The organism is Myxococcales bacterium, from assembly GCA_016706225.1.
Taxonomy (GTDB): domain Bacteria; phylum Myxococcota_A; class Polyangia; order Polyangiales; family Polyangiaceae; genus JADJKB01.
Genome location: JADJKB010000024.1, coordinates 297,368 through 309,039 on the forward strand (window position 1 = coordinate 297,368; position 11,672 = coordinate 309,039).

Annotated in this window: 14 protein-coding genes; 7 read left to right on the plus strand and 7 right to left on the minus strand. The window is 64.8% G+C overall.

Annotated features, from left to right (window positions below; translation table 11 throughout):
* Nucleotides 1–320: 320 nt before the first annotated feature.
* The 5 genes from IPI67_37170 to IPI67_37190 all read left to right on the plus strand — a co-directional run bounded on the left by IPI67_37170 (nucleotide 321) and on the right by IPI67_37190 (nucleotide 4,012).
* Nucleotides 321–1,379 (plus strand): transposase zinc-binding domain-containing protein, encoded by a 1,059-nt coding sequence (locus IPI67_37170; GenBank protein MBK7585806.1) that lies wholly within the window; start codon nucleotides 321–323, stop codon nucleotides 1,377–1,379.
* A gap of 144 nt (nucleotides 1,380–1,523) precedes the next feature.
* Nucleotides 1,524–1,709 carry a hypothetical protein gene (locus IPI67_37175; GenBank protein MBK7585807.1) on the plus strand — a complete coding sequence of 62 codons (186 nt, stop codon included), beginning with the start codon at nucleotides 1,524–1,526 and terminating at the stop codon, nucleotides 1,707–1,709.
* Nucleotides 1,706–1,885 (plus strand): hypothetical protein, encoded by a 180-nt coding sequence (locus IPI67_37180; GenBank protein ID MBK7585808.1) that lies wholly within the window; start codon nucleotides 1,706–1,708, stop codon nucleotides 1,883–1,885. The genes IPI67_37175 and IPI67_37180 overlap by 4 nt, the downstream gene beginning before the upstream one ends.
* Nucleotides 1,886–3,166: 1,281 nt before the next feature.
* A complete protein-coding gene (locus IPI67_37185; GenBank protein MBK7585809.1) occupies nucleotides 3,167–3,355 on the plus strand; it encodes a hypothetical protein in 189 nt (62 codons plus the stop codon).
* A 30-nt stretch (nucleotides 3,356–3,385) separates the two neighbouring features.
* Nucleotides 3,386–4,012 (plus strand): tyrosine-type recombinase/integrase, encoded by a 627-nt coding sequence (locus tag IPI67_37190; protein MBK7585810.1) that lies wholly within the window; start codon nucleotides 3,386–3,388, stop codon nucleotides 4,010–4,012.
* A gap of 633 nt (nucleotides 4,013–4,645) precedes the next feature.
* Here the strand turns inward: IPI67_37190 and IPI67_37195 are convergent.
* The 5 genes from IPI67_37195 to IPI67_37215 form a co-directional block, all read right to left on the minus strand.
* Nucleotides 4,646–4,960, minus strand: a complete 315-nt coding sequence (locus IPI67_37195) for a hypothetical protein (protein ID MBK7585811.1) — start codon at nucleotides 4,958–4,960, stop codon at nucleotides 4,646–4,648.
* A 217-nt stretch (nucleotides 4,961–5,177) separates the two neighbouring features.
* A complete protein-coding gene (locus tag IPI67_37200) occupies nucleotides 5,178–5,699 on the minus strand; it encodes an SUMF1/EgtB/PvdO family nonheme iron enzyme (protein MBK7585812.1) in 522 nt (173 codons plus the stop codon).
* A 164-nt stretch (nucleotides 5,700–5,863) separates the two neighbouring features.
* Nucleotides 5,864–6,256 carry a hypothetical protein gene (locus IPI67_37205; GenBank protein MBK7585813.1) on the minus strand — a complete coding sequence of 131 codons (393 nt, stop codon included), beginning with the start codon at nucleotides 6,254–6,256 and terminating at the stop codon, nucleotides 5,864–5,866.
* A 557-nt stretch (nucleotides 6,257–6,813) separates the two neighbouring features.
* Nucleotides 6,814–7,176: a hypothetical protein gene (locus IPI67_37210; protein ID MBK7585814.1), complete on the minus strand. Its 363-nt coding sequence runs from the start codon at nucleotides 7,174–7,176 to the stop codon at nucleotides 6,814–6,816.
* Entirely contained in the window at nucleotides 7,173–8,261 is a 1,089-nt protein-coding gene (locus IPI67_37215) for a hypothetical protein (protein ID MBK7585815.1), read from the minus strand. Before IPI67_37215 ends, IPI67_37210 begins: the two co-directional genes overlap by 4 nt.
* Before the next feature lie 359 nt (nucleotides 8,262–8,620).
* Between IPI67_37215 and IPI67_37220 the strand changes: the two genes are divergently transcribed.
* Nucleotides 8,621–9,202 (plus strand): sel1 repeat family protein, encoded by a 582-nt coding sequence (locus IPI67_37220; GenBank protein MBK7585816.1) that lies wholly within the window; start codon nucleotides 8,621–8,623, stop codon nucleotides 9,200–9,202.
* A 257-nt stretch (nucleotides 9,203–9,459) separates the two neighbouring features.
* Here the strand turns inward: IPI67_37220 and IPI67_37225 are convergent, their stop codons facing one another.
* Both IPI67_37225 and IPI67_37230 read right to left on the minus strand, forming a co-directional pair.
* A complete protein-coding gene (locus IPI67_37225; protein ID MBK7585817.1) occupies nucleotides 9,460–9,714 on the minus strand; it encodes a hypothetical protein in 255 nt (84 codons plus the stop codon).
* Between the two features lie 338 nt (nucleotides 9,715–10,052).
* Nucleotides 10,053–10,262, minus strand: coding sequence for a hypothetical protein (locus IPI67_37230; GenBank protein ID MBK7585818.1), 210 nt, complete (start codon nucleotides 10,260–10,262; stop codon nucleotides 10,053–10,055).
* Between the two features lie 1,116 nt (nucleotides 10,263–11,378).
* Here IPI67_37230 and IPI67_37235 point away from each other — a divergent pair.
* Nucleotides 11,379–11,645 carry a hypothetical protein gene (locus IPI67_37235; GenBank protein MBK7585819.1) on the plus strand — a complete coding sequence of 89 codons (267 nt, stop codon included), beginning with the start codon at nucleotides 11,379–11,381 and terminating at the stop codon, nucleotides 11,643–11,645.
* The last annotated feature ends 27 nt before the right edge of the window (nucleotides 11,646–11,672 follow it).

Sequence of the window (11,672 nt, forward strand, 5' to 3'; positions counted from 1 at the left end):
ACCGGTCCGGCGCGGCATTCCCCGGGGTTTGTCGACGTATCCGCTTGGCATGCGGCTCGCTGAGGCGCACGTGGCGTGGGCCACGCCGCACACGCCTTCCCGGAACCGGAGCGCTCCCGCTCTGCTCGGCGAGGGCGACGACGCGCCTGTGCCGCGCAAGCGCTGGGCCTGGCTTCTGGCACACGTGTTCGCCGCGGACCTCGAAAATCATCCCCGCTGCTCCGGGCCGGCCGTGGGCTTCGCGCGTCGGGTGGCGGCTGCCGCCGGCGGAAACGACGCCGCCACCCACGCGCCGCCGCCATGTAGCGGGAATCCTTCGCGTGCGCGATCGGCACGCGGATTGCGCTCGAGCGTCGTGTCCGTCAAGCCGACGTATTCGCGGCGCCGGCCGGAGGCGAGCGCCTTGCACAGGGTCGTGCGCGAAAACCTGCGCACGCTCTACGAAGCCGCGGAGCACGGCTTCGCCGCGCCGCTGCCCGGCTTCGTACGCGCGGAGCCTCGAGGGCTATGTCGATTGCGGGATCCTGGCGCGAGGATTTTCTGTACTCGCTTGCTGCGATTGCCGGAAGCAGAAGGCCGTGGCGTTTTCGTGCAAGGGGCGCGCCTTTTGCCCGGCTTGCCTGGGCAGGCGCATGGCGGCGGGCGCCGCCGACCTCGTGGATCACATTCTGCCAAATGACGCCCCGCTCCGGCAATTCGTCCTGACGTTGCCGTTCGAGCTGCGCGCGCGGCTCGCGTACGACGCCAAGCTGCTTGGAGCCGTGAGCCGCACGTTCGTGGACTCCGTGCTGGGCTGGTATCGCCACAAGATGCGCGACCGCGGCATCAAGGGCGGCAAGAGCGGCGCCGTCACCGCGGTGCAGCGCGTCAGCTCGGACTTCCGACTGAATCCCCATTTCCACACACTCGGACTGGACGGTGTGTTCGCCGAAGAGGCCGGCGAACTGGCGTTCCATGCGCTCCCCTTCCTCACCAACGACGACGTCGCCGACGTGCTCCAGATCGCACGCACGCGCATCATTGCGCTCCTGCGACGCAAGGGTGTGATCTCGGACGACGACGAGAGCGGCGCGAGCGTCGTCACCGCGGACGCGACGCTCGCAGACACGGAGCCCGCGCTTGCCGGAGCTCGCAGTGGCGTCCACCCTGGGCGCCGTTCCGCCAGTCCCGCGTTGCACCGACGAGATCCCATCAAGCTACGAGCCGATAGCGAGCTCATGCACACCAAAGCCCTGTGCGCCGCCGAGCACGGCTTCACGTTGCACGCCGCGACTACCGCGAGCGCAGGCGACACCGCGGGAGAGAGGCCCTCTGCAAGTACATCCTGCGCCCGCCGATCGCCCAGGATCGCATCCAGCTCGTCGCCGACGACCTGGTGAGGCTGACCCTGAAGAAACCGTTCAGCGATGGAACTTTTGCAATCGATCTGACCCTCTGTCCTTTCTGGCGCGGCTCGCGACGGCCGTGCATCCTCCGCGTTTCAATACCGTCAGGTACAGTGGAGTTCTTGCGGCCGCCAGCAAATGGAGATCGCGCGTCGTTCCGCCGCCACCACCGATCGACGAGAAGGCGGACGACGACTGCGCGACATGCACCGCGAAGAAAGACAAGCCGCCCACGCATCGCTGCGGATATCGGCCGTGGAAAGCCTTGCTCCGGCGCAGTTTCAAATCGACGTCGAGCCTGCCGAGAATGCGGCGGCCGCATGAAGATCAAGGCGCTCGTCATGACCAGCGCTGGCATCGACCGATACCTCCGCTGGCTCGGCGAGCCGACCGATCCGCCGACGCTCGCCCCCGCCAGGGGCCCGCCGTTCTTCAAGAGCGTCGTCATCCGCCGCAAGCTCGGTGAGCCGGTGCAGGCGGAGCTGTTCGCCACGCATTGACGCGCGCTCGAGATGGCCGGGATCCGCCCGCGCCAGCCCCGCGCCAGCCCCGCGCCAGCGGTCAACCGGCGGTCAACCGGCGATGACGACGCGCCGACCGCTGAACACGGTGGCGACGAGCCTCGCGTCGAGCCGGATCGTGACGTAGGCTACCCTCCAAGGCCGGGAGAAGACGTGGAGCAGCAAAGAGGGGGCCGTTCATATCACCTACGCGCCGTACGGCGCCATCTTCGGCGCAACTTCGATGCGGAAGGTCCGCCGTAATTCTTGGCATTCAGACCCATTGAGCCAGCCATGCCCGTGACTTTGTCTGAGGTAGGCTCCCACAGAGGGTTGGTCGAGAACCACGCTGCCGGGGCCTCACCTAGCGGCACATAGTCGGCCGCAGGCAAGAGCCGGCCGCTGAGGATGATCGACTCCATGCGCTCGTGCCAGACCGTGTAGTGCCAGCGGCGTTTCGTCCCGGGGTTCACCGTGAGCTGTGCGAGTCGGCGCTCCAGGGCACCCCGAGAGGAACTCATCAACGCCCGACGCTGATGCCGGTTCACAACGCCGCTCCGGTCCTGGTGTTGTTGATGATTACAATCTTGTTCTTCATGTTCCTGGTTCCTTCTTGGTGGTCTTCTGTTGGCTACACCGACGGGTTGACCCGTCCTGAGACTTTTGCTTCGAGCCCTGTACAGACCTCGCCTAACCCGCTCGAAGAGGTCTTCCCTTTGACCGAGCACGGTCCCCACGGTCTTCTCGGGAGTCTTCCCTCTTGGAAGGAGACCTCGGGACCGAAGGCGCTCGACGATGACCCTGGCTCTCAGAGTCTCGGCTCCGAGGACACTCAGGATTGCTTCGGCGATGGTCAGCCGGAGCGCACTGGGCTTGCCTCGGCTCAGGGGTCGAAGGACACCGTCGAGAGGGATGATCAGCGTGAGGTGGCAGCCTGGCTCAGTCGGAGGGCTGAGGAGCTTGCTGAGGGTGTCGGGGCTGATGACTCTTGTCACACACCCAGTAAGTTTCTCCGTGCTGACGATCAACCTTCGGACGTCGAATTCTTGGGAGGGCCAGTTCCATGAAGAGATCCGAGCGACTACGAGCCCTGATAGAGTTCAACCGTCCGGATTTCCGCTTGCCCTATTGATCGTGTCGTGCCCGTTCCCGTGGGCTACCAGGGCGGGAACCGGAACGCCTGTGGGGCGATGTAGGTGACCGCCGAGAACTAGTGATTCTCGGCGGTCCTCTCCCGCAGTTTCTTGGTTGATCCTGGCCGGTCAGGCACGTACTTCCGGCATGTCCCAAGAACCTGTCGGCGCTGCGATCCGAGATGACCAGCACCTCGTGGATCTCTGGATCTCCGGCCGCCCCGAGACGACCAAACGGGTGTACGTGGGCGAGGCCCAGAGTTTCCTGAGTTCCTTGACCGGTGGGCTTCGAGACGCTTCCCCGGCGGACGTAGTGACCTACTTCTCTAACCTGTAACGCTCGGCACCGGCTACCAGCGCTCGTCGGATCTCGACCCTCAAGAGTCTTTGCAGGTTCGCCTTCCGCCTCGGCTACACGGCGAGCGACCTTGGCTCCGTCCTGAAGATCCCCCGAGTCGCCAGTAGGCTCCACGAGCGGATCCTCGACCCGGAGGAAATCGCCGAGCTGATCAAGGAAGCCCACGCAGGCCGCAACCGGACGCTGATGAAGTTCCTGTACGTGTCGGCCTGCCGCATCAGCGAGGCCGTCGGGATCCGTTTTCGGGATCTCGGCCCGACGTGCGTCACGGTGACCGGCAAGGGCTCGAAGACCCGGACCATTGCCCTGCCGAAGGACATCCTGGACGACTTGCGACGGCTTCGTGCGGTTGGCGAACGGGACGATGGATGGGTGTTCAAGCCGGCTCGGGGTAAGAAGCTCAGCGCGCGGCAGGCTCGGTCCATCGTTTCCACGGCTGCCGCCGAAGCGCTCGACAAGAAGGTCTCGCCTCACTGGCTCCGTCACGCTCATGCAAGCCACGCCCTCGCCGCTGGAGCCCCTCTCCATTTGGTAAAAGCGACCCTGGGCCATTCCAGTTTGGCTTCCACCGCGCTGTACTTGTCGGTGCGGCCGGACGTCGGCAGCGGGATGTACTTGAAGACGGGGGGGTCTTGAACACTCTGGGAGTGAGGCCGGGACGGGATGTATTTGGCGGGGTAGCTTCGTCAGTCTGACCGTCCGTCGAGGTAGTCCCTCAGCAGGGACATGCGGCCGGGGGCTGCTGAGACTGACGCGAGCGGGCCTGACCCGGGTTGAGCTGAACGATGAACATGACCTACCACGTGCTCGCCATGCCAACGAGTTCGTGTACCCTGTCCCTGATCGCCCCGTAGTAGACCTCATCAACAGGGTTCGGCGAGCGGTTCAAGGGGGCGATTAGGAACTCATAGTACCTCCGCAGAAAGCGCGCTCATGCTCACTTGGCCAGCACCTCGGCGAACTGCCGGAGCTTGAACAGCGTGACCGTCGGGTCGGTCGCGAAGTGCTCCTCTGCCTGCGTGCCCAGCGCGACCAGCCGCGCGTCGTGATACGCGAGGCAGGCGAAAGTTCAGGGACGGGGTCGGCGTCACGATGGGCTGGGCGAGGGAGGGGCGGTACTTTCGAGTGTTAGGAACGCAACTCATGGGCTACTCGGTCACGGCAAACCCGAGACCAAAGGTGATTGCGTGCCGTGTGGCACGGTCGCGGCTCGTCTCGAACTCGCGTAAGTAACTTACCTCGGGCTGCAGTAGCAGTTGCTGCGATGCCCTAATTGCGAGCCCGAACCCTCCAAGCCACATGTAATCGTGTGGCCGTTCGTCCCCTGTGTAGGAACTGCCCGACACGAGCCACGAATGCGCCCCCAAGCTGGCCCACCAGTGCGAAATCGGGGTCGACGTTCAATCCAATCAGCAGCGGGGCATACGCATACATCCACCTGCCGCTGGGACCGCAAAACGTGTCGCACCCGTCGGACGCATCGGTAGAAGCGAACGTATATTGGATGTTCAAATCTATGGCCAGATCGAACTGCTTGCTGCGTTCGAAGTTGAACTTCAGATCGCCGCCGATCGTCGTCAGCATGCCCAGGCGAATGCCAGCGTCTACTCGGTCCATCGCGCCAAGGCGGATCTCATATGTTGGTCCGAGCCCAGCACCCTCTCCGTAACTCGCTGCTTCTGCTGCGAAGACGTGTGCAACTTTCCCGACGGGTATCGTTCGAGGCGTTCCGTAACGATTTGGGCTGGGGCAGCCCGCGAATGTCAGCATGGCGAGCATCGCAGCCAGGCAAACCCACCTGTCACACGGCACAACACCGGAACCCCAAGAATGTGTCAGCTCGTTTTCGCGTGTAGCCAGTCCCGCCGGTGCAGAAGGAGTTGTTTGACCACGCCGCCCCTCCCAGCGCAAAGCAGGTTTCGCCGCTGCACTCTTCAGTCCATTCCTCGGCATTCCCGAGAAGGTCAAATACTTGGTCAAAGGGCGCCCGATTGGAGTGACAGGCGTACTGGCCGACCGAAGCAAGAATGCCACTCTGGAGGTTGCATTGAGCTGCGTCTGGCGGTGACCCTTTCGCAGTGCATGCCGTCTCCCACATCGACAGCCCTTCCGTGGCCGCCGGACACAGTCGCTTTCCGGCCCACTTGCAGTACGCGGCGGCATCACACCAATCGACACACACCGCGGGCAAGGTCGGACCGCCTGGAACATCGCTTCCATCGTCGCACGCCGGAGAGAAATTGGCGTTGACCTCGCACCCCGTTGGCTGTTCCCCAATGTCGGGCGAGGAAGCAACAAAATCATTGTACTGAGACTGGGTCACTTCCGTTGTGTCGATGCAAAAGGACCCGCAATCTAGACGTATCAACACCATCTCAGGACCACGGCCGCTGGGACACGTTTCCACGCGCCCGCACGTGGGGTCGCCCGCCTTGTTCGCGCAGGATGCAAAGGCGAACGCTGTAGCCAAGGACAGGACAGCAGATCTCACAACACGTGCCCGACACAGCGCTGGAAGTTTTCTTCCGACGCATCGCAGCCGACGAACACTGGCTTCCGTTTCTCCAGGCTGCAGGCCAACTCGTTCGTCTTGTCTGCGCGACAGCTGGACCAGTCGATGAACTCCGGAACGCATCGATCGATCTTCGCAGCGAACTTACAACCGCTGTCGCAATCAAGGAGAGTTGGAACACCAGGGCAGTGCTTTTCTTCACCACCAGCCGATATCCGAGCACACGCTCGCAAGCAGTTGTTGACGGCGACTACCATCGGGTGGTCGTCCGGCAGAACGTCCTGGTCGCGCGTGTCGCCACCAGTGTCGTTCGGCTGACAGGCGAGCAGAGTCAACGCCACCGTTATCGGAGAGATGCGGCTGATCATTTCCTACTCCTTGTTGACGTCGTGGGGATCGGCGCTTCGGCACCGCCGGCGGGGAAGAACGCAACACTCTTCCATTTTCCGCCTTCCTCAAATCTGAACAGCCTGCCGCGTTGGCCGAGCCGGACTACTTCTGGCTCGCGTGGCGGCTCTTGCAAGTGCGTAATCTCTACCCGACACGCCCCGGCTCGGCACTCGGCACGGTCGACCAGGACCCCCAGCTTCTCGCCGCGATTCGCCGTTGTCCTAAGGCGTTCGTCACTTCCAGCGAGCCAGCTTTGGTTTGGGGCAAGGGTGTCGAACCAGCGGTCCACCTCCGTGAGTTCGGCCGTTATCGCCGCTACACGCGACGAGTTGACCCGCCCGGTCGGCGCAGCAGCGGGTCGCTCGCCAACCTCAGACCGCGTGGAGGTCACCGCGACGGGGAGCGCGTTCCTACGGAGTTGTTCTGTCTGAGGGGCGGAGGGCTGCCGCTCCGTTTGGCTGCCTCGCTCGAATAGCGTCCAAGTTATCGCCACCGCTGCAATGGCCACGAGCAATCCAGATATTCTAACTTTCATTTACGGCCCCGCGAAGAATTCGACCTCTTTGGCCGACAGAAGATGGTGCGCTCGTGCCCGATCATCCCCTTGGTTCCCAACAGTCTGCTTCTCCCATGCGGTGGTTCTGTTGATTCTAAAATCTAGACTTCCGATCTTTGACGGCGGTTGTAAATCTTGAACTCGCCACCATTCGCCCAGAACCACCTTGAATTCGGTCGTAGGGTTTAGACTATTGTTGTAGTCATCTGTGTCGTAGGGATCGTCTGGACCCCAGTCGGCTTCAATCAAAGTCAGCTTCGTTGACCAGCGGAGATTGAGCGCAGTAGCGCTCGCCGGCGGGAAGATACCAGCGAAGTTTTGATTCAGCGAAGCATTGATCATCGGTGCCGCCTGATCGTCAAACGTACCAAAGTTCTTGTGTAGCTGAGCCCCGCCAGAGTCACTCCGCACCACTCGGATATCTCCGAAAAAGTCAGCGTCGCCGCACCCCCAACAATCCTCCCCAAGTCGTGAACCTGTTTCACGGAATACGTGAGCACATGATTGCGAGAGGAATTCCAGAAGCCGGGCTGCACGATCCTCACAAGTCCGAATTCTGCGAACAACGCCGCGTGATCGGAGAGACATTCGTCACCAACGGGAACAAAAAGGTTTGTGCCCTTCTTTGGGTCTAGCGATTCACCAGGCGCGAAGTCCTCCGTCCTCGCCGTTGGTGTTGGCGACTTGGCTATCGCATACGTCGGCAAAGCGTCAGGCGCCGGAAGGATCAAAGCGTAGTCATACCGTTTCCCTGGATTCGCAACCCCGCTGGGACATGCGCCCAGAGCAGTTCCCGGTCCTAGCTCGCCGTGGAGGTTGAATGCAGTCTGCAAGTCCGCAGGCGCCGTGGTAAATAGATCATAGAGTCCCAGGTCGTATCGTTTGCTGAAAAGAGAGTTGACTTGGTCGTATGGGCTGAAGTCGGCCAATCCTAGCAAAGCAAGTAGTCCGCTGTACTCGCTTGCGCTGCTTGGTGGGGCGTCACCATCATTGCCGTCTATGTTGAGGTCGCCGATCAGTAGCGCGGGGCGATCCGTGGCGTCGGAGCGAGCCTGCACCGCGTACGCCCTCAATGCGGCCAGCTGCTGCTTTCGGATGCCGGCCGGGTCGTTGATACCTGGGAACTCCGGATTTGCGCTCGCGACGGCCGTGCATCCTCCGCGTTTCAATACCGTCAGGTACAGTGGAGTTCTTGCGGCCGCCAGCAAATGGAGATCGCGCGTCGTTCCGCCGCCACCACCGATCGACGAGAAGGCGGACGACGACTGCGCGACATGCACCGCGAAGAAAGACAAGCCGCCCACGCATCGCTGCGGATATCGGCCGTGGAAAGCCTTGCTCCGGCGCAGTTTCAAAATCGACGTCGAGCTCTGTGAATGCGGCGGCCGCATGAAGATCAAGGCGCTCGTCATGACCAGCGCTGGCATCGACCGATACCTCCGCTGGCTCGGCGAGCCGACCGATCCGCCGACGCTCGCCCCGCCAGGGGCCCGCCGTTCTTCAAGAGCGTCGTCATCCGCCGCAAGCTCGGTGAGCCGGTGCAGGCGGAGCTGTTCGCCACGCATTGACGCGCGCTCGAGATGGCCGGGATCCGCCCGCGCCAGCCCCGCGCCAGCCCCCGCGCCAGCGGTCAACCGGCGGTCAACCGGCGATGACGACGCGCCGACCGCTGAACACGGTGGCGACGAGCCTCGCGTCGAGCCGGATCGTGACGTAGGCTACCCTCCAAGGCCGGGAGAAGACGTGGAGCAGCAAAGAGGGGGCCGTTCATATCACCTACGCGCGCGTGAAGCAGTGCTCGTACCGGTTCACGAAGAGCGCAGCGGCGCACAAGGCGGAGGTCGAGACGCACGAGCAAGCCTCAAAGAAGGCTGCCGAGGGGAGCAAGGGCGTCGACGAACTCGCCGCGGGCGAGCGTGCCGCGAAGTCCGCGAGGGACTCCCGTGACCAGGCGGAAGCACTTCGGCACTTCGCCGCGTCCTGCGACTCCGGAAACGCCGAGGGCTGCGCCCGCGCGGCGGAGTTCAGCGCGAACGGATGGGGGACGAAGCCGGATATCGGGCGCGCGATCAGGCTGACCGCAAAGGCCTGCAAGCTCGGGCGCGGCCTCTCCTGCACCGATGACCTCGGTTGCGTGGAGCGGCGCGAGGTGGCCATCGTCGGGAAGAAGGTCAGCCGCAACTCCATGCGGGTGACGAAGAGCGTCGGCGTGGAGACCATCAAGAAGTGCGAGAGGCACTGCGCAAGCGGACTTCCTGGAGCGTGTCACACGGCTGGCAACTACCAGTCCGCGGCAGGGCGCGACGCGGAGGCGAAGAGAAGCTTCGGCCGCTCGTGCAAGCTCGGCAACAAGGGCGACTGCGGCTGATCGACGCGGGACCGCAAGCCACGCGCGTCGACGCGCAACGGGCTGTCGAGCGCCGCTGCCCGGGAACGCGGCCGACCCTGTTTTAACGGGCCGTTCACGACATCGGGAGTATCGGGGTACCCACATATGGTGGGAATCCAAGATCGCTTGGAGGCCTTTTCTGACGGGGAGCCGGATGCGTGGAGTCGCTTCGGGTCCCCCCGGACGGGCGGCGCCAATCGGATCTGCGCGCAGGGACTTCCTCCGCCGGTGATGATTCATTTCTCGACCGGGTGGCGCACGGCGGGCGGCGGCCGGTCCCCGTCTGCGCCGAAGTAGTCGATGAAGATCTGCCGGTGGTCTTCGTCCTGGATGGCCTCAAGGCACATCGCGGCGAACCACCGGTCCCTCCGGACGCGTGCGGCCAGCTCGACGAAGCGCTCGCCGAACCTCGTGACGCACCCCGCGCATCCGCAATGCTTGAGCCTCGCCGTCCGCCGGCACACCGAGCACGGGCCGATCTCGCCGGCCACGGTCACGGCCGGTAATACTCGAAGAAGGCGACCGCCCAGTCCGCCTTGATCCCGAAGCGCGCGACGAGGACGACGAAGGTGACGGCCATCGCCAGCTTCAGGTAGCGCACGAGCCCCTCGCGCGCCCGACAGGAAGCAGAGCGCGACGAGCGCGACCAGGCTCGAGGCGATCGCAAAGGTCCAGCGCTGTCCGACGTCGAGCCAGAGGCCGGACATCCGAGCGACCGCGAACGTCGCGACCGCGCCGGGCGAGGCCAGCATGAGGAGAAATCCGAGGGCGGCGATCCCGAGCGCCTCCAGCGCGGTGTCCTTCCTGTACCTGGACCTACCGCCGTCCATCAGGCGCCAGACAACTCCAGGAGCCAGCGGGACAGCGTCGCGCGGACGGCGTCGTCACTCGCCCCGTCCCGGGCCTCGCGGAGCGTGGTGATCGCCTCGGCTTCGAGGTCGCCGAACGAGAGCCCGAGCCCACCCTCGCCGGGTTCGGCGTGCCGGGCCAGGGCGATCCAGCCCGTGACCGTCGGCTGCGCGGCGTGGATTCCGCGCACGACCGCGGGGGCATGACCCTGGCGAGCAAAGATTCCTCATGGTCCCGGATCACGCCGCGGAACCCGGGGTGATCGCCGCCGAAGCGCCGGAACCACAGGAGGCAGAGGTACGGGAGCTTCTTGTCGGCGGCTTTCGAGACGCTGGCAAACCACTCCTCGGGCACCCCCCGGGCCTCGTCGGCACTCGCCCACCGCGCGAGCTGGCTGAGCCCGGCGGTGACGGCCTCGTGCCGCCCCTCGACGTGGGCGGCGGCGCAAAGCCGGCTCACAGGCGCGACGAGTCGCGAAGCGTCGGGCGCCAGAGTCTCGGCGGCCTCCAGCAATGCGCGCACGACGTGGTGGTCGTCGACGGACCTCAGCGCCGCGCCCATGACCTCGGCGCAGAGCCGCTCGGACTGCTCGACGTGGTTGGCGACGGCGTACGCCAACCAGGCGTGGTCGCGCCGGTCCTCCACCGGCGCGCCGCGGTCCGAAGCGCCCTTCCCGGCCCGGATGATGAGCTGTCGGACGAGGGTCTTGGTCGAGTCGTGCTGGTCCATGCCTGCCAGTACGCGAGAGCGCACGACGCCTTCGACGTGCCGAGTCTGTGGCTGACGCCATCGCCGACTGTGGGCGACCGTGTGACCGTGCCCCGCACGGTCCTGCTCCCGCGTTCTCGCAAACAACGGGGCCCGTCGGCCCCGGGCGCGGCAACAAGCCTCTGCCGGCGCTGGCGGGCACCGCGTCCAGTGTGGCGCCGCGGTCCCGGGGACCACGCGGGACCCGGCTGCAAACAGTGCCGCGCAGCCAGCCGGGGCTCTCGGGACCTCCGGGACCCGCGAGCCCGTCCACGGCGGTGCGGTTCTCGAGGCGCTTCCTTGCGCCTCCCCGTCGCTCCGCTCGCCTCTGGCGGTCCGGGACCGAGAGCGCAACCGCAGTACCGCCGAGCGCGAGAACGCACAGCGGCCGGCCGCGCCCAACCCCCACCTTACGTGATGATTAGCTCATCGACCCTGCCGCGGCTCGACCCCCTCGCCGCGACCACCCCCGGGCGGACTGTCGCGACCGGGTCTGCGCCAAACTACGGTCGTGGGGTTCGGACCATTCGTCAACTGGCAGTCGAGGCAGAGGCAAATCATGACCCAGCGAACGCCGCGAATCGGACTCGCCTGCTTGGCTAGACAGCAGGCGAAGAGCCGGGCCTTGGGGAAGTCTTCGGCGCAGCTGCGACGCAGAATGACGGAGGTCGCTGGGCAGCACCACCTGGAGGATCTCGATGGCCTCCCGAACGAAGGTCGAATCGCGGTCGAGACGCTCCAGAACCTGGCGGCGCGTCACGAACGGGTACGCCATCGAGGGATGCGCGGGCTTCGACATGCCGCCGAGTACATCTTGAGGGGATAGATCTTCGAGCGAGCTAGCGTTGCTGAC

Bases quoted from the DNA above. Each gene is read 5' to 3' on its own strand.
- IPI67_37210 (MBK7585814.1), bottom strand. From the start codon at position 7,176: ATGATCAATGCTTCGCTGAATCAAAACTTCGCTGGTATCTTCCCGCCG.
- IPI67_37185 (MBK7585809.1), top strand. From the start codon at position 3,167: ATGTCCCAAGAACCTGTCGGCGCTGCGATCCGAGATGACCAGCACCTC.
- IPI67_37180 (MBK7585808.1), top strand. From the start codon at position 1,706: ATGAAGATCAAGGCGCTCGTCATGACCAGCGCTGGCATCGACCGATAC.
- IPI67_37215 (MBK7585815.1), bottom strand. From the start codon at position 8,261: ATGCCAGCGCTGGTCATGACGAGCGCCTTGATCTTCATGCGGCCGCCG.
- IPI67_37235 (MBK7585819.1), top strand. From the start codon at position 11,379: ATGACCCAGCGAACGCCGCGAATCGGACTCGCCTGCTTGGCTAGACAG.
- IPI67_37175 (MBK7585807.1), top strand. From the start codon at position 1,524: ATGGAGATCGCGCGTCGTTCCGCCGCCACCACCGATCGACGAGAAGGC.
- IPI67_37195 (MBK7585811.1), bottom strand. From the start codon at position 4,960: ATGCTGACGACGATCGGCGGCGATCTGAAGTTCAACTTCGAACGCAGC.
- IPI67_37205 (MBK7585813.1), bottom strand. From the start codon at position 6,256: ATGATCAGCCGCATCTCTCCGATAACGGTGGCGTTGACTCTGCTCGCC.